The sequence below is a fragment of the Bacillus sp. FSL R5-0434 genome (assembly GCF_038004745.1).
In the GTDB taxonomy this organism is placed as follows: domain Bacteria; phylum Bacillota; class Bacilli; order Bacillales; family Bacillaceae; genus Bacillus; species Bacillus halotolerans.
In genome coordinates this window covers 1,517,330-1,542,477 of record NZ_JBBORV010000001.1, presented here as the reverse complement: position 1 = coordinate 1,542,477, position 25,148 = coordinate 1,517,330, and the positions used below count along the sequence as shown (strand labels likewise).

Below are 25,148 nucleotides of genomic sequence, written 5' to 3'. Positions count from 1 at the left end.
TCCCCAAGAAGTCAATTCATTCTCACCAGAAAAGAAGCCGTAATTATACGAAGCTTATTAAGCATCAGCTTTTCTCATTCCTGCACCCGCGAGCAGACAACCAATGCATCGTTCACACACGTTTGAAACAGCCCCCGCTCGTTGCAGCAGCTGCACGTTCATATCTCGTTCCTCACTAAAAAAGAGTGTATATCAAATGATATACACTCTTTTTTGATTATGCTTTTTCAATTTCGAGAAGCAGATCTCCCGTTTGGATCGGCTCTCCATTTTTCACATGAATCTGTTTGATTGTTCCTGAGAATGGCGCCTGAACCGTTGTTTCCATTTTCATGGCTTCGTTGATCATCAAATGATCACCTTTATCAACTTTGGCACCCGCTTCTATCAGTACCTTGATAACAGTTCCAGGCATAGAAGCCGCAATATGACTTGGATTTGTACGGTCTGCTTTTAATCTTTCCTGAACGGAAGACTTAATGCTTTCGTCCTTTATGACCACTTCACGCGGCTGGCCGTTCAGTTCGAAATAGATCACACGAGTTGCATCCGGCTGAGGTTCACCGATTGAGATCAATTTGACGATCAGCGTTTTCCCGCGTTCAATTTCCACTTCTATTTCTTCGCCTAATGTCATGCCATAGAAGAAGGTCGGAGTATCTAATACCGAAATATTTCCATAGCTTTCAGCAGTTTTTACATAATCAGAGAAGACTTTAGGATAAAGGGCGTACGCCAAAGCATCCTGGTCTGAGATCTCCAGATTATGCTGCTCTTTAAACTCCTGTTTGATCGCTTCAAAGGATACCGGCTCAAGCAATTCTCCCGGTCTCACTGTGATCGGCTCCTGCCCTTTTAAAATGAGCTTTTGAAGTTTTTCCGGGAATCCGCCATGAGGCTGTCCAATATTTCCTTTGAAAAGCTCAATAACAGAGTCAGGGAAATCTAATGATTCGCCTTTTTCGTAAATGTCCTTTTCAGTCAGGTTATTTTGCACCATGTACAGCGCCATATCCCCGACTACTTTAGAGGAAGGCGTAACCTTCACGATATCACCGAACATATCATTTACTCGTCTGTACATCTCTTTGACTTCGTTCCAGCGATCGCCCAAGCCTACTCCCTTCGCCTGCTGCTGCAGGTTACTGTATTGGCCTCCAGGCATTTCATGCTCATAAATTTCAGTATGCGGAGACTTCATCCCGCTTTCAAATTCACTATAATATTTACGAACTGATTCCCAATACTGGGATAGTAATTCCACGCCTTGCACGTTCATTTCCGGACGGCGGGAGTTGCCTTCCATCGCATGGTAAAATCCGCTCGCGCTAGGCTGCGATGTTAAGCCAGCCATTGAGCTGACCGCCACGTCTACGATATCAACGCCTGCTTCTACTGCTTTTGCATACATATAAATTCCGTTGCCGCTCGTATCATGCGTATGAAGGTGAACCGGAATATTGATCGTTTCTTTCAACGCAGACACCAGCTCATATGCAGCTTGCGGTTTTAACAGACCTGCCATATCTTTAATTCCGAGAATATGGGCCCCTGCAGCCTCAAGCTCCTTCGCCATAGATGTATAGTAAGCGAGATCATATTTTGTACGGGTTTTATCAAGAATATCACCTGTATAACAAATTGCCGCTTCAGCCACTTTACCTGAATCCCGAACGGCATCGATGGCTAACGTCATCCCTTTTACCCAGTTTAAGCTGTCAAAAATACGGAAAACATCAATACCGGATTGAGCGGATTGCTTCACAAATTCTTTAATCACATTATCCGGATAATTCGTATAGCCGACAGCGTTTGAGGAACGAAGCAGCATCTGGAACAGCGTATTCGGCACTTCCTTGCGGAGATCCTCCAGACGCTTCCATGGATCTTCCTTCAGGAAGCGGTAAGCTACATCGAAGGTCGCGCCTCCCCACATTTCCATGCTGAACAGCTCCGGCCATAACGCAGCCGTCGGATTAGCGATTTTTTTCAAATCATGCGATCTGAATCTAGTCGCAAGTAAAGACTGATGGGCATCCCGGAATGTTGTATCAGTTAATAGAACAGATTTCTGTTCCTTAACCCAATTTGCAAGCCCTTCAGCGCCTTTTTCATCTAGAATCTGTTTTGTTCCTCTTGCAGGCTGCTGATCAACGTCGACTTTTACAGCTAACGGCTTGTCAAACGCCGGTTTTTCTTTTTTGCCGATTCCAGGGAAACCATTCACGGTCACATTCCCAATATAAGTAAGCATTTTTGTTCCGCGGTCTTTCTGCTTAGGGAAATTAAACAACTCAGGCGTTGTATCAATGAAAGACGTATCATATCGCCCTGTCAGAAACTTTTCATGCTTTGCGACATTTTCAAGGAACGGAATGTTTGTTTTAATTCCTCTGATTCTAAACTCCTGAAGGTTTCGAACCATTTTGGCCGCCGCCTGTTCAAACGTTAAAGCCCAAGTTGATAGCTTAACGAGCAGTGAATCGTAATATGGCGTAATAACGGCGCCTTGGAAGCTGTTTCCTGTATCAAGACGAACACCAAAGCCTCCGCCCGAGCGGTAAGCCATGATTTTCCCTGTGTCAGGCATAAAATCATTTTGCGGATCCTCAGTCGTTACCCGTGACTGAATCGCATAGCCGATTGTAAAAATGTCCTTCTGCTCCGGAATGTTGACTTTTTTGCTATGTAGGCTGTGGCCTTGGGCAACAAGTATCTGTGTCTGCACAATATCAACACCGGTAATCATTTCCGTAATTGTATGTTCAACTTGAACACGCGGATTTACTTCTATAAAATAAAACTCGTTGTTCGCGACAAGGAATTCAACCGTACCAGCATTTATATAGTTCACGTTTTTAGCAAGCGCAACCGCAGCTTCACAAATTTGGTCTCTCAATTCAGTTGACAGCGAAACGCTCGGCGCTACTTCAATCACCTTTTGGTGGCGTCTTTGAACAGAACAATCCCGTTCAAATAGATGAACCACGTTTCCCTGATTATCCCCGATAACCTGGACCTCAATATGCTTAGGGTTTTCAATCAGTTTCTCTACATATACTTCATCATTGCCAAAGGCTGCTTTTGCCTCTGATTTCGCACGTTCATATGCCTCTTTGACTTCACTTTCACTTCTGACAATTCTCATGCCGCGGCCGCCGCCGCCAAGCGAAGCTTTAATAATAATCGGATAACCGTGAATTTGTCCGAATTGTTCGACTGCTTCAAGCGTTTCTGCAGGGCCGTCGCTTCCTGGAATAACAGGAATTCCGGCTTTTTCCGCCTGCTCACGCGCTTTTACCTTATCACCAAACATATCTAAATGTTCAGAAGTCGGACCGATGAACACGATGCCTTCTTCTTCACAGCGCCTTGCAAAATGTATATTTTCAGATAAGAAACCATATCCCGGATGGATCGCATCCACCTTGTTTCTTTTCGCAATATCAATAATACCTTCAATATCCAGGTAGGCATCAATTGGTTTTTTCCCTTCGCCCACCAGGTACGCTTCATCTGCTTTGTAACGATGATAGGAACCGGAATCTTCTTTTGAATAAACCGCAACTGTACGAATATTCAATTCTGTACAAGCACGGAATATACGGATTGCAATTTCTCCCCTGTTTGCTACTAACACTTTTTGTATCGATTGCTGTGACAAACTTTTTTCCCCCTTACCCGAATGGAATATAATCTATCATATCGGAATACCCTTTACGTGTACACACTTGTTTTTTACAGATAAACAGTTTTTTCAAGCTGTTTCTTTTTCATTCCCTTTGGCGCCAAGGACTCTCTCTTCTTCTTATTCTCTGAATATTTCACAAACATGCTGATATTGATTAATATCCCCATACTTCCCAATAAAAGCAGTAAAGAAGAGCCTCCGTAGCTGATGAATGGCAGCGTAACACCCGTAATCGGGATGAGCCCGCTGACACCGCCAAGGTTAATAAACGATTGTACGGCAATCATGCTTGAAATGCCGATTGCCAGAAGACTTCCAAACGGATCCTCGCATTTTCTCGCAATATAGAAACCTTTTAATACGATAAAGCCCAGCAGGAAAACAACAAACAATACCCCAAAAATGCCAAGTTCTTCAGCAATCACGGCCATGATAAAGTCAGTATGGGATTCTGGAAGATACCCGTATTTTTGGATACTTTCACCGAGCCCAAGACCGAAAATACCGCCCGACCCAATCGCATAATAAGAATTGATCACTTGCAAACCAGATGAATCCGCATATTTAAACGGATCTTCCAGACTCTCAAAACGAGCTAAACGCCCTTTAGTTAAAATGTCATCCTTATTTAAATAAATAAGCGGGCTGACCAGGATTAAAACAATTCCGCCCAGCAAAACAAGCCTTGCCAGCGTCTTTCCGCTGAAACCAGAGCACAAAATCATACACGTTGCGATGATGGCGATAATCATCGCCGTACCAAAGTCAGGCTGCATGGCAATTAAACCGCAGATAATAACCGTCATCACCACAGGAGGCGCAACTCCCGTTAACAGGTGATCAATATAGCTTTGTTTTTTTGCATATACAGCTGCTAGATATAAAATGACCACCAGCTTGACAAATTCACCCGGCTGGATACTCATTCCGCCGATTTTAAACCAGCTTTGCGCATTTCCGGCAACATGCCCGAATACAAACAGTGAGATAAGCGCAAACACAGAAGCAAGCAGCATTACCTTTTGAAACTTTTGATGAGCCAGTGCTTTGTAAGGAAACACGGCCATAACAATAAAAAGGATTCCTCCTGCAATTAAAGCAAACAGCTGCCGCATGAAAAAATAATTACTGCTCACCCCATACCGAGAAACAGCCGTAATCATACTTGAGCTGTACACCATCACTAAACCGAATCCGCATAGTAAAACAATTGCGAATATCAGTGAGTAATCATAAGATTTTAGCATTTTCTTTAACATAACATCCTCTTCCCTGCTTCCAACTTCCATTACCTATGGTTTTTATGTATTTATATTTTTTATTTTACTACAATTTATCAAATGACACGAAGATTCTCTATACGATTCGGATGAAATGCACAAAAAGAGACCGTCATTAACGGTGAAAAAAGCAAGCGGTTATAAAAAAACCCAAACTGTTAATTAGTTTGAGTTTTATCATTTATTTACCTGTAAACGCGTCGTGCAAAGCAGACAATTCGCGTTCTAATGTGTATAAAAGGTCTTTTCCATCTTTTTCGTCAACCAATCCCAGGCGGACAGCAAAATCGATTTCCCTCGAAAGTCCGAACATTTGAGTATCTAATACCTCTTCATATAGAGGACATTGAGGCATCGTTAAGTTATCCATTTGTACTCGGATCAGCTTCAAAATCTTCTCAGCATCAACTTTCAGTAGCTCAAAAGCTTTTTGCCGATGGTCAACTATCATCTCTGAAGCCAAAAGTATCCCTCCGTTCCCCAGGCGAGTACCTAATTCTTCTATTTATCATAAAGGGTATCAGCAGAAAATGCAAGAGGATTTAAACAGATGACATAAATTAAAAAATACTCAGCTTGTACGTTTCAGACATTATTTTCAAAAGCTTTACACCAGCAATGCTGTTCCCTTTTTCATCCAAAGCCGGGCCGAAAATGCCGATGCCAAAATCATAGGGTGAAATGCCCATAATCCCTCCTGAAACTCCGCTTTTCGCAGGAATTCCGACCTTAATCGCAAATTCTCCGCTTGCATTATACATTCCGCAGGTGACCATAAACGTCTTGCAAATTCTCGCGACATCTTTTGAAATGACTTGTTCTCCTGTTTCTGGGTGCCTGCCGTTGAGCGCAAATACAGCCCCGATTTTTGCTAAATCAAGACTGTTCATCTCAATCGCACATTGCTTCGTATATAAATCCATTACCGCTTCAACATCATCCTCAAAAATCCCGTACTGCTTCATATAATAACACATCGCCCGATTAATCATAGATGTGCTGTATTCAGACTCAGCTACGTCCCGGCAGTAGGTGATGCCTTGGTTGTTTGTCAGTTTTCTGATGAAAGAAAGCAGATAATCGAGTCTCTCTTTAGACGTTTGTCCTTTCAACAAGCTGGTGACAACCAGTGCTCCGGCATTTATCATAGGATTTAGCGGTTTGCTCGGATTCACGGTTTCAAGCTTAATGATTGAATTAAACGGATCACCGGTCGGCTCCTGTCCGACATAACTGAAGACTCTGTCCTTGCCGTATTCCATTAACACAAGGGCAAGCGAGAGCACTTTCGATATACTTTGAAGAGTAAATGTTTTTTCTACGTCACCCGCTGACAGACAAGTATTATTTGAATAATAAATCGCTACTGAAAGATCGTGCTGATCAGCTTTTGCTAAAGCGGGAATATAGCTGGCCACCGCTCCCTTGCCTGTCACCTTTTTCGCTTCTTTCACTAACGCTTCCAGCTCGTTATTATGCCGGCATACCATGCGACCACCCTCGCTCCCTGAGCATCTCAATACATATAATTTGTTACACAAAGTGACAATTCATGCGAAAACTTTTATAATTTTGAGAGAAGGGGGTTATACCATGAGCGTTATACAAGTAAAAGGCAATGTTACATATCCGATTACGATTGATCCTAGCGTATGGATTTTTGATGATCGCAAATTTTCATTTGACCGTAAAGGGGACGGCCAAGAAATCAATTTTCATACGGCTGAGAATGAATCTGGCCTTGACACTGAACGTGTGATTAGAGAAGGACGGATTGCGCCGCCTACATTAAAGACGGAAAAACAATTTGAGAAACAAAAACTGATGAACGGCAGCTTCGCAATGAAATTGGGAAATGTGCTGAAAAATGCCGAGCCGCTCAGCTCTGCATCACAATGTGTATTTATTACAAGTTCCGGTAAAGCCGCTGTTCCTCTTGAAACCGCGCTGAACAGTATTGTCCATTTCAGCCAGGCAGGCAAGCCGATTCAGGAAGGCGGCCCAGTTCATATTTATTTTGAAGATCCAGTTGATCACGAACAGCCAATCACCAATATAAAAGAGATCGACATCATTTAAATCGTCACAGCAAGTCAGCGGCAAGCTGGGCAAGCCCGGATCTCTCACCTTTTAAAAGCTTCACACTGCCGGAGATAGGTTGTCCTTTAAACCGCTCAACAACATATGCCAGACCATTATTCAGACTGTCTAAATATGGGTGATCAATCTGTTCAGGATCGCCCATTAAGACAATTTTACTGCCTTCTCCCACTCTTGTAAGAAGTGTTTTCACTTCATGCCTGGTCAAATTTTGCGCTTCATCAATGATTATAAATTGATCAGGAATGCTTCTCCCTCTGATATACGTCAGCGCCTCTACCTGGATCGAACCGATCCCCGCCAAAATCGCCTCGAGCTCTCCCGGTTTCTTGGCATTAAATAGAAACTCTAAGTTATCAAAAATCGGCTGCATCCAAGGCTTTAGCTTCTCCTCTTTTTCACCCGGCAAGTATCCGATATCCTTGCCGACAGGAACAATCGGCCTTGCCACGACCAGCTTCTTATATATCCCTAAATCTTCTGTCTGTAAAAGCCCCGCTGCCAAAGCAAGCAACGTTTTTCCGGTTCCGGCTTTTCCGATCAGCGTCACCAGCGGGATATCTTCTCGCAGCAAAAGCTCTAACGCCATTGTCTGCTGAACATTTCTCGGCCTGATTCCCCATACGTGTTCATCATCAAACACAAGTCGTTTTAGGACCGTGCCCGTTTTATCCGCAATACCGAGAGCAGAGGACGACCCTCCTAATTCATCCTTCATTAAGGCGAACTGGTTTGGGTAAAATGCATGCTGCTTCATATCCTGAACTGAAATTTGTTTTTTTCCGTAAAAAGAGCTAAATAGCTGCTGGTTTATATATAAATCCTTATATCCGCTGTACATTTCATCATTGTCCACAACCCTGTCATTTAAGAAATCTTCAGCAAGAAGGCCGATGGCATCCGCTTTGACTCTGACTAATACATCCTTGCTGACAAGGATCACAGGCCTACCGTCTTCCTTCGTCTCTTCTTCAAGGCTTAAGTTTTTAGCAACGGCTAATATACGATTATCATTCGTTTTTTCGATAAAGATTTCTTGAAGCTGGTGAAAGGAACGGTGGTTCAATTCAATTCTGAGCGTCCCCCCCGTATCAAGCGGAACCTTCTCATGCAGCCTCCCCTTCAGTCTTAGCGCGTCTATCAGCTTAGATACGTGCCTCGCATTCCTCCCAACTTCGTCCATATATCGTTTCTTGGAATCAACCTCTTCTAAAACGACAGCAGGGATGACAACTTCATTTTCTTCAAAAGAAAAAATAGCGTTAGGATCCTGTAATAACACATTCGTATCTAACACATAAATTTTACTCAAGTCTCAGCCTCCTGATATAAGGGTCAAAGTTCTTCCTGCTTCTCTTACGATGAAAAAGGTGAACGCCTGCTAAAATATATGTTTTTGTGAATAAAGATAGAAGGTTAATTCAACAATAAAATTAATGAATGCATTTCAAGGAGGGAAACCGCAAGTGCGAATTCTTTTCATTATCATACAGCTCACACTCATTTTGTCCGCATGCGCTGTTCAACAGGGAAGACAGGAGCAAAATATTGAAAAAGAATCAACAAGACAGCAGGAAACAAAACCGATTCACGTAAAGGACACATCTCAGGAAACAAAAGACAATGGAACTAGAACTGATATTGCCAAGCATCTTGTCGGCGTTGCTGAAAAAGTGCCGGATGTCAAGGATGCGACAGCTGTTGTGCTTGGAGGATATGCTGTAGTAGGAATTGACGTCGACGATAACCTGGATAGAAGCAAAGTCGAAACCATCAAATACTCTGTGGCACAGGCTTTAAAAAATGATCGGCACGGCGCCAATGCAGTTGTGGTTGCTGATCCTGATACCGTCAGCCGTCTCAATGAAATGGGAAGAGAGATCAGTGAAGGCCGTCCTGTTACGGGGATTTTAGATGAACTGGCCGCGATTGTCGGCCGGGTGCTTCCGGAAGTGCCTAACGATGTGATTGACGATGAGGATGAACCGCAAACCAAGCAGCAAAACGATCAATTAAACAGAAAGCAAGAGAAGGAAATGGAAACGGAACAAAACGATCAATCTGATCATCATATGAAAAAGAACAATAATGATTAAGCTACAGCCCTTGCGGCTTTAGCTTTTTCTTATTTTGGACAGCATCTGATCCATGATATAATGCATATTAGAGTGAAAGAGGTGATATGATGAGGGTCCAATGTTCCATTTGCGATAAAATTGAAACAATTGATGATGAAACCCTGATCGCGAAACGGCTGAGAAACCGTCCGATCCATACATATATGTGCCAGGAATGCCATGACCGAATTGCCCAAAAAACAGAAGAACGGCTGAAAACCGGAAAGTTCACATTTCATCCGGGACAGCAGAAGAAAGAAAAAGTTAAAAAATAAAGCGGCAGCTATTCATACAAAATACAAAAAAAGACTCAGCGAGATGCTGAGTCTTTTTTCATGATTTTGCGGACTGTTCCTTTTTCGACTGATACAGCCGAATTTTGTAAATGATTAAAATCAATGCAGCGACGACCAATCCCTCTGCCACAGGCAAAAATACACCTAGAAAAGTCAAAACAGTGCAGCCTAAAGCCAGAAATAAGTACACCACTGCTGATTTTAATACCGGAAGCCGTTTTGCAAATCCAAGCTTAAACACAATAACAGCTAAAACAAAAATGGTGCCATACAGCAGCCACATGCCTGCTGCTGGCTGCCGGTCCACTTGATATAGAGCGGCGAAGAACGACAGGCGTTCGCTTACGTCATTCAAAAAGATTCCCTCCCCTGCAGCGTACGGGTTCTATCTTTTCAAATTCTGCAAGGGATTAAGACAATCCTGCTGTTTTTTTCTTTTTAGCCGCTTTTTCACGTTCGTTTTTATTAAGGATTTTCTTTCTTAAACGGATGGATTCAGGCGTTACTTCGCAGTATTCATCTTCGTTTAAGTACTCTAAAGATTCTTCAAGAGACATGATGCGCGCTTTTTTAATTGTTGTTGTTTGATCTTTTGTTGCAGAGCGGACGTTTGTCTGCTGTTTCATTTTGCTGACATTGACAACAAGGTCGTTGTCACGGTTATGCTCTCCAACAATCATTCCTTCATAAACTTCAGTACCAGGTTCAACAAAGATCACACCGCGGTCTTCAATCCCTTGAATTCCGTAAGATGTCGCTTTTCCGTTTTCCATTGACACAAGCACACCTTGACGGCGTCCGCCGACTTGGCCCGCCTGCATCGGCTGGTAACTGTCAAACGTATGGTTCAGGATACCGAAGCCGCGTGTTAATGACAGGAACTCTGTTGAGTAACCGATCAATCCGCGGGAAGGCACTGTAAAGATTAAACGGACTTGGCCGTTACCGTTGTTAATCATATCGATCATTTCACCTTTACGCGCTCCCATTGATTCCATTACAGAGCCTGTATGCTCTTCCGGAACATCAATTTGCACGCGCTCTACAGGCTCACAGCGTACACCGTCAATTTCTTTGATGATAACTTCAGGTTTTGACACTTGAAGCTCATAGCCTTCACGGCGCATGTTTTCAATTAAAATAGACAGGTGAAGCTCACCGCGGCCGGAAACCACCCAAGCATCTGGAGAAGCTGTAGGCTCGACACGCAAGCTGACATCAGTCTGCAGCTGTGACTGAAGGCGCTCTTCAATTTTACGGGCTGTTACATATTTCCCTTCACGGCCGGCAAACGGGCTGTTATTCACGACAAATGTCATTTGAAGTGTCGGTTCATCAATGCGAAGCACCGGAAGCGGTTCTTGATGCTCTACAGGACAGACTGTTTCACCGACGTTGATATCTTCCATTCCGGAAACCGCAACGAGGTCTCCCGCTTTTGCTTCTTCAATTTCCACCCGTTTTAAGCCTTGGAAACCAAAGATTTTTGTCACACGGAATGATTTAGCTGTACCGTCAAGCTTCATAAGAGAAACCTGCTGACCGACTTTCATCGTACCGCGGAAAACACGTCCGATTCCGATACGGCCTACATAGTCGTTATAATCAAGAAGTGCAACTTGGAATTGAAGCGGCTCATCTGCATTCTCAACAGGTGCCGGAACATGCTTAATAATCGTTTCATATAAAGCTTCCATGTTTTCATCTTGCTGCTTAGGGTCAAGGCTCGCTGTTCCATTAATCGCGGAAGCATATACCACCGGGAATTCGAGCTGTTCTTCATTTGCGTCAAGCTCGATGAACAGGTCAAGAACCTCATCGATCACTTCTTCAGGACGTGCGAAATCACGGTCGATTTTGTTCACAACAACAACCGGGTTCAAGTTTTGCTCAAGAGCTTTCTTCAGAACGAAGCGAGTTTGAGGCATGCAGCCTTCATATGCGTCAACGACAAGCAGTACGCCGTCAACCATTTTCATAATCCGTTCTACCTCTCCCCCAAAGTCTGCGTGTCCAGGGGTATCCAAAATATTGATGCGTGTATCTTTATAGTTAATCGCAGTATTTTTCGCCAAAATTGTAATGCCGCGTTCGCGTTCAAGATCGTTTGAGTCCATTGCGCGTTCAGCAACTTGTTCGTTGGCACGGAATGTACCAGCCTGGTGTAAAAGCTGATCGACTAGAGTCGTTTTCCCATGGTCAACGTGGGCAATAATCGCGATGTTGCGAAGATCATTTCGAAGTTTCACTTTTTCATCTCCTAAAAAAATTAGATAACTTTCATATTATACCACACATCCTCTTTAAAAGCGTCACGTTTTTCTGTAAACTTATTATAAGACGTAAAAGGGGATGGAAATATGAAAAAAATGAATTGGCTTTTATTATTATTTGCATTTGCAGCGGTTTTCAGCATAATGCTGATCGGCGTCTTTATCGCCGAAAAAAGCGCGTGGGGCATTATCGCCAGCATTGTGCTCGTTTGCGCCGTTATGGGAAGCGGATTTACGTTAAAAAAGAAAATGCGCGAGCAAGGATTACTCGATTAAAAGCTTATCCTTGCTAAAGACATTGTAATCAAAAACACCGCAAATGAATGCGGTGTTTTTTCGTTGCGTAAGGCTTATCTCCCCTGTTTCCTAGGCGGGAAGAAGCAAAACAACATCCATTCATGGACAATCGTTCTAAATATGACACTTTTAACCAAACAAAAGTGGTTCGACATTGATATACACAAACTACCATAAAGCCTATTTTCCTCACACCAGCCTCTCCCTATAATGGGATTTGTACCACAATTCACAAAAGGGAGAGACGAAACATGAAGAAACCATTTGTAAAAAAAGCCATACTTACAACTGCCGCACTGACCTCAGCCACCCTGCTTACTTTCGGACCTGATGCCGCAAGCGCAAAAACAGTTAGTCACAGCACACCTGCTTTGCAGGAGACAATCACAAATGAAGACCTGAATACATTTTTCGATTTATTAAATCAATGTATATATGAAAAAGACGGGGTTTATTATTTTGACAGTGAAAAAGCTGTCGAGTTAGGAATGACACAAGAAGAGGCTCAAATCATTGCAAAATTGTGGGAATCGACATCTGAATTCTTCGATATTGTTTCACAATGTGTGTATGTTGAAGACGGCAGCTACAAATTTGATACAGAAAAAGCTGTTGAGCTCGGCTTCACAGAAAAAGAAGCACTCGCGCTTGACCAATTTTTCGCCGCTGTTTCCCTTAAAATTCATATTCTGCAGGCATCCATTGTTTCAGAAGATGGAGCGTACAGCTTTGATAAAGATGCAGCTTTAGAAGCTGGTGCGACACCGGAGCAGGCTGATTTTTATGAAAAGCTCTTCGGTGCACTGTCTCAAGAACAGCTTGCAGCCATCTACCAAATGTTTCATCCGCAAGCTTAATGTAAGAAAAGCGCTTGTCCGTAAATCCGGCAAGCGCTTTTCCTTTATATCAGCAGTTTGATGATCAGCATCACAGCAAACACAGCTCCAAACCAGAAGGCTGCTTTAATAATCAGCAAACCATAGTATCTTTGTTTAAAACGGATTTCTTCTTCAGGCAGAAAAGCATCTTGAGGGGGCTGTTCATCTTTAAACTCAAAAGGCTCAGACATCTGTTCAAACATTTCTCTGCAGCTGCGGCAGGTGTTCATATGCTTTTCAATGAAGTTTTCCGTTTCTTTTTTGCAATCACCTTCAATATACAGAGGGAGAAGGTCTCTTACTAGAAAGCAGATCATATCCGCTCCTCCTCTCTTCTTTTCGTCATGTTTTTCTTGAGCTCTAATCTAGCCTGGTGAAGAGTGGTTTTCACTTTCGAAAGGCTCCAGCCTAAGATTTCGGCGATTTCCTCATAAGAAAGCTCTTGAAATTCTCTTAAAATCAAAACGGATTGGTGCTGATCCTTTAGCTGCAGGAGCTCTTGCAGTATATCTGTTCAAAATGCAATACATAATGACTGAATAAATCAAACACGAACAACAATCCTTTACTTCTTATTAAGGCCTCATCCGGTTAGACAAGCCGCTTGTTATAAAGTTTCAATAAAAACCAAAAATTTCTCATCTCCCCCCTTCGATATAAAGACGACATAACTCTTGCAATTCATCCATCACATGACACTTGACTCATCTTGATATTATTCAACAAAAATAAACACAGGACAATTCTATCAATTTTGTCTAGTTATGTTAGTTTTTGTTGAGAATACCAGATTGCTCGTTTAATATAACGATATAAAGATTTTTCAGTATTTTCAAAAAGGGGGATTTATTGTGGGTTTAGGTAAGAAATTGTCCGTCGTTGTCGCTGCTTCGTTTATGAGTTTATCAATCGGCCTTCCGGGTGTTCAGGCTGCTGAGAATGACCAGCTTAAGGAGAATCAAACAAACTTTCTCCCTAAAAGCGCCATTGCACAAACAGAGCTCTCTGCTCCAAATGACAAAGCTGTCAAACAGTTTTTGAAAAAGAACAGCAAAGTGTTTAAAGGCGATCCCGCCAAAAGACTGAAACTTGTGGAAAGCACAACTGACGCTCTTGGGTACAAGCACTTTCGATATGTGCCCGTCATTAACGGAGTGCCTATTAAAGATTCACAAGTGATCGTTCACGTCGATAAATCTGACAATGTCTATGCGATCAATGGAGAATTGCACAATCAGTCTGCTTCAAAAACAGAAAACAGCCAAAAGGTATCCTCTGACAAAGCACTGGCACTCGCTTTTAAAGCCATTGGCAAATCACCTGACGCCGTTTCTAACGGAAGCGCAAAAAACAGCGATAAAGCAGAGTTAAAAGCGGTAGAAACAGAGGACGGCGGCTATCGTCTGGCTTACGATGTCACGATTCGCTATATCGAACCTGAACCTGCTAACTGGGAAGTCTTAGTGGATGCCGAATCAGGCACCATTTTAAAACAGCAAAATAAAGTAGAACATGCAGCCGCAACAGGATCAGGGACAACACTAAAAGGCGCAACAGTTCCTCTGAATATTTCTTATGAAAGCGGCAAATATGTTTTAAGAGATCTGTCAAAACCAACCGGCACTCAAATTATCACGTATGATTTACAAAACAGACAAAGCCGCCTTCCGGGAACACTTGTCTCAAGCACAACAAATAAATTCACAACTTCATCACAGCGCGCAGCTGTAGATGCCCACTATAACCTGGGTAAAGTGTACGATTATTTTTACTCTACGTTTAAACGAAACAGCTATGACAACAAAGGCAGTAAAATCGTTTCTTCTGTTCACTACGGCAGCCGTTATAATAACGCCGCTTGGACAGGGGATCAAATGATTTACGGTGATGGAGACGGCTCCTTCTTCTCCCCGCTTTCCGGCTCATTGGATGTGACGGCGCATGAAATGACACACGGTGTCACTCAAGAAACAGCCAACCTTGTCTATGAAAACCAGCCTGGGGCATTAAACGAGTCGTTCTCTGATGTATTCGGTTATTTCACTGATACAGAAGACTGGGATATCGGTGAAGACATTACGGTCAGCCAGCCGGCTCTCCGCAGTTTGTCCAATCCGACAAAATATGACCAGCCTGACAATTACGCCAACTATCAAAACCTTCCGAATACAGATGAAGGCGATTACGGCGGTGTACACATAAACAGCGGAATTCCAAACAAAGCCGCTTATAATACCATTACAAGCCTAGGCATATCTAAATCACAGCAGATTTATTACCGTGCGTTAACAACGTACCTTACGCCTTATTCCACTTTCAAAGATGCGAAGGCCGCCCTCATTCAGTCTGCCCGTGACCTTTATGGCTCAACTGATGCCGCAAAAGTTGAAGCAGCCTGGAAAGCCGTCGGTTTGTAATTTCTAAATGAAAAGCCTGAGATATCTCAGGCTTTTTCTTGATTTTCAAGTTTGTTTAAAAATCAGCAGCTGTTTCATGATAGCCGTACATATGACCACCTTGCCTCTGAACAAATCGCAGACAGTGTAAATACAAACTCGGTCATTATCCGCCAAATCAGCCGATTGTTAAAAAAATCGGGCTTCATCGATGTCAAAAGAGATTGTTGAAGAAGGTGAGCTTTTCCACACTCATGAAAACTCTCATCCCGACTGCTGGACCCGAACAAATAAACTTCAGGTTCTAGAGCTAGGCCCAAGCCGCTTATGTTCATCGCGAGGCGACTCCGCTTCTCATTATGTGCGGTGATCAGGATGACGTTGTTCTGTATAAGCATAGCGCTGATTTATACAGGGCACTTACAAAAGCAGGTCATGATGAGTTATGTATAAAGTAAAAGGTGCCGGACATATCGGTTTACCCAAGACCATACACTTCGTATTGTAAAAACATTCTTTCATTCCCATTTAAACAGCCAAAAATTGAATAGAAGAATCTTACTCTTCCAACCTCAAATACATTGACAAAATTTTTTATTTATGCTATAATTTACTATTAGTATATTTGTGTGTATAATAAGGTTCTCCTGGCCAGGGGAATCTTATTTTTGTTTATCAGGAGGACATGATATGAGGGAAAATGAGTCCAGTTTAACAGCTTTGATATCAGCATTTAGCCGAGCCTATCACAGTCAATATGATACACCTAAAATTTTTGACGATTATATTGCCAAACACCTTATTTCTGAAAAAGAGTTTTCCGACATTAGTCAAAATATGATACAAGGCATACAGTTTTTCAATAAAGATATTGCCCGAAAGTTTCAAGATGACCCAGAAGAGATACTAAAGTGGATTACACAAGTCCAGCTTTCCCCTACGCCCTTAGCTCGAGCAGCATATTGTGAGAAAGTATTTCACAACGAAGTGGTGCTGGGAGCAAAACAGTATGTCATTCTTGGCGCCGGATTAGATACATTCTGCTTCCGGCATCCAGAGCTGGAAGACAGCTTAGACATATTTGAAATTGATTACCCGGCTACACAGCAATTGAAAAAGAAAAGACTGGATGATGCAAGGCTTACTATTCCAGCGAATCTTCATTTGGTTCCTATGGACTTTACCAAAACGTTTTCCTATCAGCCTCTCTTAGATGAAGGCTTTGATAACCAAAAAACGTTCTTCAGCCTTTTAGGCGTTTCTTATTATTTGACGGAAGAAGAGAATAAAAGCCTGCTTAACCAATTATTTGCCCATGTCCCCTCCGGAAGCTCTATCGTTTTTGATTACGCAGACGAAACGCTCTTTGAAACAAAAGGAAAGTCTAATAGAGTTGAACATATGGTGAAAATGGCTTCAGCAAGCGGTGAACCGATGAAATCGTGTTTTACTTATCTTGAAATCGAAGAAGCATTAGATTCAGCTGGTTTACTCATCTATGAACATGTAACACCAGCCGAAATCAATGACCTTTTCTTCAAGAAACGAGCGGATTATTTGTCAGCGTTTGAAACCATTCATTATATACATGCCGTAAAAAAATAACCCCCCTGGTTCTTCACCAGGCTCGCCTCTCAATCGACGGTGAAGGATTGGGAGGTTTTTTTGCACATGAAAATAAGCTGCCGTCATGTATACGGCAGCTTAAACTAAAGGCTTTACCATGATTATGTACGGCTTATCTGCCTCATCTTTCTCCGTCTTGAGCTGTTCAAAGCCGCATTGGCTCAAAAACAGTATCCATTCATTCCGGTCAATCGGAACCGCTGTAAATAGTGCTCTATGTTTGTCTTGAAGCGATTGGCCGATCTGTTCAATGATCTTCTTGGCATGTCCCTTTCTTTCTTCAGCAGGATCAACCAGCACTGTTCCCAGCCATGGCTTTCCGTTGGAAGGAGCCCATTCGAGATGATAGCTGACGGCAACAGGCAGACCGTCTTTTTCCCAAACAAGCCATGATCCGTTATACATCGAATAGGAGATCATATAGCTTTCTGCATCTTTTTCCCCAAACTCTTCCTTTTTCCAAACAGGATGAGCCTCCGCAATTTCCTCTAACCAACTGAGGTCATCCTGTTCAAATGGTCTATTTTTCAGCATGAAGATACTCTTCAAATATTGTTTTATGTATAGATGGGTTTCCGGCCAGCACACAGTGATTTTCTAAAAAGGTGAACGGTTCCCCTTCAGTCGTTGTATAAATGCCCCCTACTTCGTTTAACAGCACACAGCCGGCTGCGTAATCCCAAGGAGCAAGCCGCATCGTAATGTAAGCGTCAATTCTTCCCGCAGCGACGTTTGCCAGTTCTAGAGCGGCAGAGCCATAAGAGCGTGTTCCTCTCACCCTCTTCACAAGCGGTGCCAGCACACCCGGGTCAATTCTTCTGTTTTCCGTCACCCATGTCGCATTAATGGCTAGAATCGCTTCTTCAATAACGGTTTCCTTTAAAGGAGACAGCTTCGTTTCATTCATATAAGCACCTTTACCGCTAAACGCGTGATACAGTTCATCATGCACCACATCGTAAATTAAACCGATTTTGCCAATTCCATTTTCAAAAATACCGATTGAGATTGCAAAATTTCTTTGCTGGTGCACAAAATTCATCGTGCCGTCAATCGGATCGATAATCCAGACGACACCTTCCAACGAGTGAAGTTTGTCTCCTTGTCCTTCTTCTCCGAGTATGCGATGCCCCGGAAAGGTTTCTTGGATGCGGTCAATAAAAAACTTTTCCGTTTCCTTGTCAATATTTGTGACTAAATCATTCGGATTTGATTTTGTTTCAATTGTCAGGCTTTCGTGCATCGACTGTTTAATTCTTGCGCCTGCTTCTTTTATCCATTTCTTTGCAGTCTCATCAATTTCCGTCCAATTTGTCATTCATGCGTACCTCTTTTCTATGTAGACCTTTATTTTATAGGATACTGATAACGGCGGTGAAAAAGCAAGGAAAATGAAAAATATGCCTTCTCACGTAAAAACGAACCATTCACGCGGTTCGTTTTCACTATAGCTTTTTACCCGTTGAGGCGAATCCATTCTTTTCTGAGACGTTCAAGTTTGTTTTTGCTTAGCTCAATTTGTTCGTCATTTTCCTTTTGCATTGCCTCATAAAGGGTTGCCAATTCATAATCAACCTCTAGTCTCCAGACAGCTACACGGTTGTTTTTCTCTTCCCTAAATCCCTCTTTCACAACTTGCCTCATTGTCTTTCGCCCCTTCCAGAGATCATTTGTTTTAAAAAAGCATCCCATTTTGCCATTCAATAATGATACTTCTTATATCCTATGATTCTTCTATTTACCTGTAACATGATTCTGAAAATTGTGTGTTTACCTATTCGTTTATTACCACATTCCCCCTCTCTTCAAACGCGTGCTCATCTTTTTGCTGCGCGTTCTAACTGTGATAAAATATGTATACTTAGCATGAAGGAGGAAAATCATGACACAAATGCGTTTTACTGAAGAAGACTTTAACACATTTACAATAGACGGCTTAGACGCACGCATGGAGGTGTTAAAAGAGCGGGTTCGTCCGAAGCTGACTGCTTTAGGCGATCACTTTGCCCCGACATTATCCGCTTTAACCGGAGATGAAATGTTTCCCCATGTGGCCAAGCATGCAAGGAGATCAGTCAACCCTCCTACAGACAGCTGGGTGGCATTCGCAAACAGCAAAAGAGGCTATAAAAAACTGCCGCATTTTCAAATCGGCTTGTGGGAGAGCCATGTTTTTGTATGGTTCGCGATCATTTATGAGTCCCCTATAAAAGAAGAATACGGCAAATTGCTTGAAGCGAATCAAGACAGCGTTACAAATCACATTCCAGACAGCTTTGTTTGGTCTGCGGATCACACAAAACCAGGGGTCCATAAGCAGTCAGAAATGGGCAAGGAACAACTCAAGACATTGTTTGAACGGTTGCAGACAATAAAGAAAGCCGAGCTGTTATGCGGCATTCAGCTTCAAAAAGAAGAGGTGCTGAAGATGAATAACCAAGAATTCCTTCAGCGAATCGATGATGCCTTCCAGCAGCTTGCATTTCTGTACCGCTTAACCCAAAAAGTATCACAAGCATAAAAAAGAGCCGGGACCTTTGGGACTGACCCCATAAGATGAGACAAATAAAAAACACCTTCAAGTTTGAAAACGGATAGTTGTTATCCGAAATAAGACTTGGAGGTGTTTTTTGTATGGGAACAAGAATGAGTTATCCGATTGAAGTCAAACAGAAGGCTGTAGAAATGAGATTGGCAGGCGTGCCTATGAAAGAGATCATGCAGGAATTGAATATCAGGAATAAGACGCAGGTTCAGACATGGGTTAGATGGCATAAAGCTGGGGATACACATCGATTTGAACAGCCTGTTGGTAAGCAATACACTTACGGAAAAGGTCCGGAGTATTCTTCCGAATTAGAGAAACTGCAGGCAGAGAACCGTTATCTGAGACAACAAAATGAAGTTTTAAAAAAGTACAACGAATTGGAAAGGAAGTTGATAGCCAAACGTCAGTCGAACTTGTAGAAGTATTGCACGGCACAATGACCGTACAGAATATCTGTGTTCATTTAGGTATCTCACGAGCGTCTTATTATCGTTGGAAGAAGAACCTGATGAAAGATCATCCCAAGCGCCATTTGGAAAAACAAATCGGCACGTTGTGCCGAGAGCACAAGTATCGATATGGATATCGAAAAATTACAGCTATATTAAAAAAGGGAATGCGTATTAACCATAAAACGGTTCAGCGTATCATGCAGAAAAATCAGTGGCAGTGCCGGGTTAAGGTGAAAAAACGCAAGAAGAATGGGCAGCCATATGCCGTGGTCGATAACATATTGAATCGGAACTTTCAGTCCGATCATCCTCTTGAAAAACTAGTAACGGATATCACGTATTTGCCTTATGGACAGAAACAATTGTACCTTTCCAGTATATTGGATGTATACAATGGAGAAGTAATTGCTTTCACGATTGGAGATAAGCAGGACACAGACTTTGTCTTAAACACACTTGATCAGCTGCCAACACTGCCTCAGAACTGCGTGTTACATAGTGACCAAGGATCTGTGTATACATCTTATGAGTATCAGAAAGCTGTTAAAACAAAAGGCATTACCATGAGCATGTCCCGCAAAGGGACGCCCGCTGATAATGCCTCCATCGAATCGTTTCATTCCTCACTAAAGTCTGAAACGTTCTATCTTAACAGCATTGATCGAACCACGACCGCCATCGTAGAACGCACTGTCAAAGAATACATTTATTATTATAACAACATTCGTATTCAAACGAAACTAAACAGCCAATCACCGATAAGCTATCGGCAATTGGCTGTATAAAAGGTGTTTTGATCCCTGTCTCAAAAACAGGGGTCAGTCCCCTTTCATCCGGCTCTTTTCCTTTTACATCTTAATCTTTGCCTGGTCAGATTCCTTCGCCTGCTTGACCGTACGATAAGGAGAGTATGTACTTTGTTCCTCAAATTCGCCGCACAGCTTTTTTTCTTCAGCTTTTCCCGGCACAATTTCTTTGAATCGCCGATACGTCTTAAGCAGCTCTTCACGGTCGGCTCCCTTTTCATAAGCCAGCTCAACCTGCTGGAAAAATGCAATCACATCCACTGCTTCTTCGGTTGTCCAATCTTCATTCATCGGATATTGGTATTCCATTTTCTTCACTCCTTATAGATTCGCTTTCCTTTTACAAAAAGCATCTTCATTTGATCATAAATTGTTCTTTACATTCTTTCAAGTTCATAATATAATTCATTTGTTTTACGTCTAAAAAACGGTTGAGAAACTGATTTTAATACACACTAATATGCATAGGTATTACTACAAAGGTGGGAAAACAATTGTCGCAACATGAAACACCCTTATACACAGGCCTGAAAAAGCACGCAAGCAGACAGCCTGTTCAATTCCACATTCCCGGCCATAAAAAAGGGGCAGGAATGGATCCAGAGTTCAGACAATTTATCGGTGAAAACGCGTTAAGTATAGATTTGATTAATATTGAACCATTAGATGACCTGCATGCGCCTAAAGGCATTATTAAAGAAGCGCAGGATTTGGCTGCCGAAGCTTTCGGCGCGGATCACACCTTTTTTTCTGTTCAGGGAACAAGCGGCGCAATCATGACAATGGTGATGGCTGTCTGCGGACCTGGAGATAAAATCATCATTCCAAGAAATGTGCACAAATCCATTATGTCAGCTATTGTATTTTCCGGAGCCGTCCCAATCTTTATTCATCCTGAAATTGACAATGAACTAGGCATCTCTCACGGCATTACACTTGAATCCGCTAAACGGGCGCTGAATGAACATCCTGATGCCAAAGGGCTTCTTGTGATCAACCCGACATATTTCGGAGTAGCTGCTGATTTAAAAAGCATCGTAGAACTAGCCCATTCCTTTGATGTGCCGGTTCTAGTCGATGAAGCACATGGCGTTCATATTCATTTTCACGACCAATTTCCGCTTTCAGCGATGCAGGCAGGTGCAGACATGGCTGCGACAAGTGTGCATAAACTAGGCGGATCACTGACACAGAGCTCTATTCTAAACATGAGAGAAGGCCTTGTTTCTAAAGACAGAGTGCAATCGATACTCAGCATGCTGACAACCACGTCTACTTCTTATTTGCTTCTAGCCTCTTTGGACGTCGCCAGAAAACGGCTTGCGACAGAGGGCTATCAGCTTGCTGAAGAAACGTTGAAGCTTGCTAATCAGACGAGAGAACGTCTGAACCAAATTGACGGTATTTACTGTGTCGGTTCTGAAATTATCGGTTCTAAAGCCGCTTACAATTATGACCCGACAAAATTAATTATTTCAGTTAAAAACCTGGGGCTCACAGGACATGATGTCGAGAAGTGGCTGCGGGAATCCTTTAATATTGAAGTAGAGCTTTCAGATCTGTACAACATTTTGTGTATCTTCACACCTGGTGACAGCCAGAACGATGCAGATCGCCTTGTGGAAGCTTTAAAAGAGATAGCGCGTCAAATGTCAGCAAATGATGTTACGCATAAACAGACAAAGGTACTGCTTCCAGAAATCCCATTACTGGCGATGACGCCGCGTGACGCTTTCTATGCAAATACAGAAGTTGTTCCATTAAAAGAAGCAGCAGGACGGATTATCGCTGAATTTGTGATGGTGTATCCTCCTGGAATTCCTATCTTTATCCCGGGCGAGATTATTACAGAAGAAAACATCAGCTACATCTTCAAAAACATTGATGCCGGACTTCCAGTTCAAGGACCGGAGGATTCTACTTTGAGCATGATTCGAGTCATAAAAGAGCAAAAAGCTATTCAATAAATACAAAAAGCATGCGGCTAAGCCGCATGCTTTTTCTTACTCTTCATCAAGAGGACACTGACATTGTCCGCAGCATGTTCCGTATAACGTTGTAACCTTCTCATCCTCGAAGTAATGAATGGCTTCGTTACAATCTTGGCAAACAATCGTACCCATCTCTCATTCCCCATTTCTTTTAATTTTGAAAACGCTTAATTTCTTTTGTTGGTATTATATTAATATGTCACATTTAAAATGTCAACAATAAACTGTATAACACATTTATTTCAAAAACTTTTAATGTAACATGTTTTTTCTTTTCGGTTCCATGAATTATCATCTTCTTAACAAACGCTTTCATTCGATACTTATGCTGAAAAGACATTGTGATTTCATGTTTTCGCGAACTTTTTTTGAATAGTGTAACGAAATTGCAAATGATTCGCGATGAATAATGTGTGCGTTCAGAGTATTCGGTTTAAAGAGATGTTATCTCTCTTTAAAAACGGTTTCAATTATATAACAATTAGGTAACAAGAAGCAGATGACGCGGTTACTCGTGATAAACTAAAACTAGTTTACTATGGTTTATACAGAGGAGAAGATAGATGCGATATCGCGCGGTATTTCCCATACTGATGATAGTATTTGCTTTATCGGGCTGCACCCTTTCCACAATCAATCCAATAAAAAAAAGCCGAATTGACAGCATTCATCATACTCAAATCCTATTTTTTTCTGATGAAAATCAAATTGATCAAGAGGCGTCATATTATGATGCTCTGCTAGATTTAGAAAAGGATTATCCTGATCAAATAGATAAAATGAAGGTATACGATAACAGAAAAGGCTGGGAAGATGAAATCGAAACCGTCCCTACTCTCATGGTAGTTGATCAGCGGCATGTCGTTGTGAAAATAGAGGGATGTGTGAAAAAGAAAGAAGACATCATTAAACCATTACAGCATGTACTGTCTAAATAAATAAAACAGCCCCCGCTTACGGGGCTGTTTTTTATGTCATCTCTATTATTTTACGATGTGAATCGGGCTTCCGATTGCCACTTCAGCAGCTTCCATTGTGATTTCACCCAATGTTGGATGTGCATGAATTGTCATAGCAATATCTTCAGCAGTCATGCCGCCTTCGATAGCTAAACTTAATTCAGAAATCATGTCAGAAGCGCTTGCGCCGGCGATTTGCGCACCGATTACAAGGCCGTCCTCTTTACGAGTGATCAGCTTCATGAAGCCGTCAGTTTCGTTAAGAGAAAGCGCGCGGCCGTTTGCTGCAAATGGGAATTTAGCAGCAACAATGTCAAGGCCTTCTTCTTTCGCTTGTGCTTCAGTGTAACCGACTGATGCAAGCTCAGGCTCAGAGAAGACAACCGCAGGAATACCAAGGTAATCGATTTCTGCAGGCTCTCCAGCGATCGCTTCTGCAGCAATCTTACCTTCGTAAGATGCTTTGTGAGCAAGCGGCGGTCCTTCAATGATATCACCGATTGCATAGATGTTAGGTACGTTCGTGCGGCACTGTTTGTCAGTTTTGATAACACCGCGGTCAGTCATTTCAATACCGACTTGCTCAAGACCAAGCTCATCAGTATTTGGACGGCGTCCGACAGTAATCAGTACGTAATCAGCATCAACAGTTTTTTCTTCACCTTTTACTTCGAAAGTGACTGTTACGCCGTCAGCTTTTTCTTCAACGCCTTTAGCCATCGCGTTTGTATGGATTTCAACGTTGCCTTTTTTCTTCAGTCTGCGAGTTACAAGGGAACTCATTTGTTTTTCGAAGCCTGGAAGAATTTCATCTCCGCCTTCAAGAATAACAAGCTCAGTGCCGAAGTTTGCATACGCAGTTCCAAGCTCAGTTCCGATGTATCCGCCGCCGATAACAACAAGCTTTTTAGGAATTTCTTTAAGAGCCAAAGCACCTGTTGAATTTAGGACACGATCAGTATATTTGAAGTTTGGCAATTCGATAGGACGAGAACCAGTCGCAATGATTGCGTTTTTGAACGTGTATGTTTGAGCAGAATTCTCATCCATTACACGAACTGAATTGCTGTCTACAAAGTAAGCTTCGCCTTTTACTACATCTACTTTGTTGCCTTTAAGAAGACCTGCTACACCGCCAGTAAGCTTGTTAACAACAGAAGTTTTCCACTCTTGAACTTTTGTGAAATCAACTGTTACGTTCTCAGCAGTGATTCCCATGTCATCAGAATGCTTAGCATTCTCATAACGGTGGCCAGCATTGATCAGCGCTTTTGAAGGGATACATCCAACGTTCAGACAAACGCCTCCAAGAGTTGCTTTTTCAACGACTGTTACTTTTTGTCCAAGCTGTGCAGCGCGGATGGCAGCTACATAGCCGCCAGGTCCCGCACCAATTACAAGAGTATCTGTTTCAATAGGGAAATCTCCTACTACCATA

General features: G+C 42.4%; 26 protein-coding genes and 1 pseudogene. 12 read left to right on the top strand and 15 right to left on the bottom strand.

Annotated features, from left to right (window positions below; genetic code table 11):
* Positions 1-217: 217 nt before the first annotated feature.
* From pyc to glsA, 4 genes are all read right to left on the bottom strand, one after another.
* Positions 218-3,664 (bottom strand): pyruvate carboxylase, encoded by a 3,447-nt coding sequence (gene pyc / locus NYE43_RS08050; protein ID WP_341061532.1) that lies wholly within the window; start codon positions 3,662-3,664, stop codon positions 218-220.
* A gap of 74 nt (positions 3,665-3,738) precedes the next feature.
* A complete protein-coding gene (locus NYE43_RS08045; protein ID WP_106020361.1) occupies positions 3,739-4,950 on the bottom strand; it encodes an FtsW/RodA/SpoVE family cell cycle protein in 1,212 nt (403 codons plus the stop codon).
* A gap of 202 nt (positions 4,951-5,152) precedes the next feature.
* Positions 5,153-5,434, bottom strand: a complete 282-nt coding sequence (locus tag NYE43_RS08040; protein ID WP_003221339.1) for a YlaN family protein — start codon at positions 5,432-5,434, stop codon at positions 5,153-5,155.
* Between the two features lie 97 nt (positions 5,435-5,531).
* On the bottom strand, positions 5,532-6,461 hold the full coding sequence (gene glsA / locus NYE43_RS08035; RefSeq protein WP_341061528.1) for a glutaminase A: 930 nt from the start codon (positions 6,459-6,461) through the stop codon (positions 5,532-5,534).
* Positions 6,462-6,564: 103 nt separating this feature from the next.
* Between glsA and NYE43_RS08030 the strand changes: the two genes are divergently transcribed.
* A complete protein-coding gene (locus tag NYE43_RS08030) occupies positions 6,565-7,050 on the top strand; it encodes a hypothetical protein (RefSeq protein WP_103671640.1) in 486 nt (161 codons plus the stop codon).
* Positions 7,051-7,054: 4 nt separating this feature from the next.
* Here the strand turns inward: NYE43_RS08030 and NYE43_RS08025 are convergent, their stop codons facing one another.
* Positions 7,055-8,383, bottom strand: coding sequence for a PhoH family protein (locus NYE43_RS08025; RefSeq protein ID WP_268498753.1), 1,329 nt, complete (start codon positions 8,381-8,383; stop codon positions 7,055-7,057).
* A 154-nt stretch (positions 8,384-8,537) separates the two neighbouring features.
* Here NYE43_RS08025 and NYE43_RS08020 point away from each other — a divergent pair, with 154 nt between their 5' ends.
* Together NYE43_RS08020 and NYE43_RS08015 are read left to right on the top strand one after the other, a co-directional pair.
* On the top strand, positions 8,538-9,167 hold the full coding sequence (locus NYE43_RS08020) for a YhcN/YlaJ family sporulation lipoprotein (protein WP_024121277.1): 630 nt from the start codon (positions 8,538-8,540) through the stop codon (positions 9,165-9,167).
* Between the two features lie 86 nt (positions 9,168-9,253).
* Positions 9,254-9,463 (top strand): YlaI family protein, encoded by a 210-nt coding sequence (locus NYE43_RS08015; protein ID WP_105954170.1) that lies wholly within the window; start codon positions 9,254-9,256, stop codon positions 9,461-9,463.
* Positions 9,464-9,521: 58 nt separating this feature from the next.
* Here NYE43_RS08015 and NYE43_RS08010 read toward each other — a convergent pair whose 3' ends face one another.
* Positions 9,522-9,839 carry a YlaH-like family protein gene (locus tag NYE43_RS08010; RefSeq protein WP_024121276.1) on the bottom strand — a complete coding sequence of 106 codons (318 nt, stop codon included), beginning with the start codon at positions 9,837-9,839 and terminating at the stop codon, positions 9,522-9,524.
* Between the two features lie 55 nt (positions 9,840-9,894).
* Positions 9,895-11,733, bottom strand: a complete 1,839-nt coding sequence (gene typA, locus NYE43_RS08005) for a translational GTPase TypA (protein WP_010334118.1) — start codon at positions 11,731-11,733, stop codon at positions 9,895-9,897.
* Between the two features lie 111 nt (positions 11,734-11,844).
* Here typA and NYE43_RS08000 point away from each other — a divergent pair, with 111 nt between their 5' ends.
* Positions 11,845-12,033: a YlaF family protein gene (locus NYE43_RS08000; protein WP_010334117.1), complete on the top strand. Its 189-nt coding sequence runs from the start codon at positions 11,845-11,847 to the stop codon at positions 12,031-12,033.
* 272 nt (positions 12,034-12,305) lie between these two features.
* A complete protein-coding gene (locus tag NYE43_RS07995; RefSeq protein WP_341061525.1) occupies positions 12,306-12,911 on the top strand; it encodes a hypothetical protein in 606 nt (201 codons plus the stop codon).
* Between the two features lie 44 nt (positions 12,912-12,955).
* Here NYE43_RS07995 and NYE43_RS07990 read toward each other — a convergent pair whose 3' ends face one another.
* Both NYE43_RS07990 and NYE43_RS07985 read right to left on the bottom strand, forming a co-directional pair.
* On the bottom strand, positions 12,956-13,249 hold the full coding sequence (locus NYE43_RS07990) for a zf-HC2 domain-containing protein (protein ID WP_095714831.1): 294 nt from the start codon (positions 13,247-13,249) through the stop codon (positions 12,956-12,958).
* Positions 13,246-13,434, bottom strand: a pseudogene (locus NYE43_RS07985) (RNA polymerase sigma factor); the annotation flags it as partial. The gene NYE43_RS07990 and the pseudogene NYE43_RS07985, both read right to left, overlap by 4 nt.
* A gap of 349 nt (positions 13,435-13,783) precedes the next feature.
* On the opposite strand from NYE43_RS07985, the gene NYE43_RS07980 reads away from it, so the two are divergent.
* The 3 genes from NYE43_RS07980 (at position 13,784) to NYE43_RS07970 (ending at position 16,933) form a co-directional block, all read left to right on the top strand.
* On the top strand, positions 13,784-15,349 hold the full coding sequence (locus NYE43_RS07980; protein WP_095714832.1) for a M4 family metallopeptidase: 1,566 nt from the start codon (positions 13,784-13,786) through the stop codon (positions 15,347-15,349).
* A 338-nt stretch (positions 15,350-15,687) separates the two neighbouring features.
* Positions 15,688-15,786, top strand: a complete 99-nt coding sequence (locus NYE43_RS07975; RefSeq protein ID WP_232350979.1) for a hypothetical protein — start codon at positions 15,688-15,690, stop codon at positions 15,784-15,786.
* Positions 15,787-16,018: 232 nt separating this feature from the next.
* Positions 16,019-16,933 carry a class I SAM-dependent methyltransferase gene (locus NYE43_RS07970; protein WP_216394602.1) on the top strand — a complete coding sequence of 305 codons (915 nt, stop codon included), beginning with the start codon at positions 16,019-16,021 and terminating at the stop codon, positions 16,931-16,933.
* Between the two features lie 99 nt (positions 16,934-17,032).
* On the opposite strand, the gene NYE43_RS07965 is transcribed toward NYE43_RS07970, so the two are convergent.
* The 3 genes from NYE43_RS07965 to NYE43_RS07955 all read right to left on the bottom strand — a co-directional run bounded on the left by NYE43_RS07965 (position 17,033) and on the right by NYE43_RS07955 (position 18,598).
* A complete protein-coding gene (locus NYE43_RS07965; protein WP_341061520.1) occupies positions 17,033-17,488 on the bottom strand; it encodes a GNAT family N-acetyltransferase in 456 nt (151 codons plus the stop codon).
* Positions 17,475-18,272, bottom strand: a complete 798-nt coding sequence (gene suhB / locus NYE43_RS07960) for an inositol-1-monophosphatase (RefSeq protein WP_095714834.1) — start codon at positions 18,270-18,272, stop codon at positions 17,475-17,477. The genes NYE43_RS07965 and suhB overlap by 14 nt, the downstream gene beginning before the upstream one ends.
* A 137-nt stretch (positions 18,273-18,409) precedes the next feature.
* Positions 18,410-18,598: a hypothetical protein gene (locus tag NYE43_RS07955; protein WP_010334110.1), complete on the bottom strand. Its 189-nt coding sequence runs from the start codon at positions 18,596-18,598 to the stop codon at positions 18,410-18,412.
* 238 nt (positions 18,599-18,836) lie between these two features.
* Between NYE43_RS07955 and NYE43_RS07950 the strand changes: the two genes are divergently transcribed.
* On the top strand, positions 18,837-19,475 hold the full coding sequence (locus NYE43_RS07950) for a YktB family protein (protein ID WP_341061517.1): 639 nt from the start codon (positions 18,837-18,839) through the stop codon (positions 19,473-19,475).
* Positions 19,476-19,588: 113 nt separating this feature from the next.
* Positions 19,589-20,739 (top strand): IS3 family transposase gene (locus tag NYE43_RS07945; protein ID WP_341061516.1). Its coding sequence is split into 2 segments (ribosomal slippage): positions 19,589-19,862 and positions 19,862-20,739, totalling 1,152 coding nucleotides; the frame shifts between segments, so codons are not numbered across the junction.
* Positions 20,740-20,802: 63 nt separating this feature from the next.
* On the opposite strand, the gene NYE43_RS07940 is transcribed toward NYE43_RS07945, so the two are convergent.
* Positions 20,803-21,069, bottom strand: a complete 267-nt coding sequence (locus tag NYE43_RS07940) for a UPF0223 family protein (protein WP_024121266.1) — start codon at positions 21,067-21,069, stop codon at positions 20,803-20,805.
* A 185-nt stretch (positions 21,070-21,254) separates the two neighbouring features.
* Between NYE43_RS07940 and speA the strand changes: the two genes are divergently transcribed.
* Positions 21,255-22,727 carry an arginine decarboxylase gene (speA, locus tag NYE43_RS07935; protein WP_024121265.1) on the top strand — a complete coding sequence of 491 codons (1,473 nt, stop codon included), beginning with the start codon at positions 21,255-21,257 and terminating at the stop codon, positions 22,725-22,727.
* A 36-nt stretch (positions 22,728-22,763) separates the two neighbouring features.
* Here speA and NYE43_RS07930 read toward each other — a convergent pair whose 3' ends face one another.
* Complete coding sequence (locus tag NYE43_RS07930) at positions 22,764-22,883, bottom strand: GapA-binding peptide SR1P (protein WP_010334106.1); 120 nt, start codon at positions 22,881-22,883, stop codon at positions 22,764-22,766.
* A gap of 431 nt (positions 22,884-23,314) precedes the next feature.
* Here NYE43_RS07930 and slp point away from each other — a divergent pair, with 431 nt between their 5' ends.
* Entirely contained in the window at positions 23,315-23,689 is a 375-nt protein-coding gene (gene slp, locus NYE43_RS07925; protein WP_024121264.1) for a peptidoglycan-associated lipoprotein Slp, read from the top strand.
* Between the two features lie 45 nt (positions 23,690-23,734).
* On the opposite strand, the gene lpdA is transcribed toward slp, so the two are convergent.
* Positions 23,735-25,147, bottom strand: a complete 1,413-nt coding sequence (gene lpdA, locus NYE43_RS07920) for a dihydrolipoyl dehydrogenase (RefSeq protein ID WP_024121263.1) — start codon at positions 25,145-25,147, stop codon at positions 23,735-23,737.
* Position 25,148: the final 1 nt, after the last annotated feature.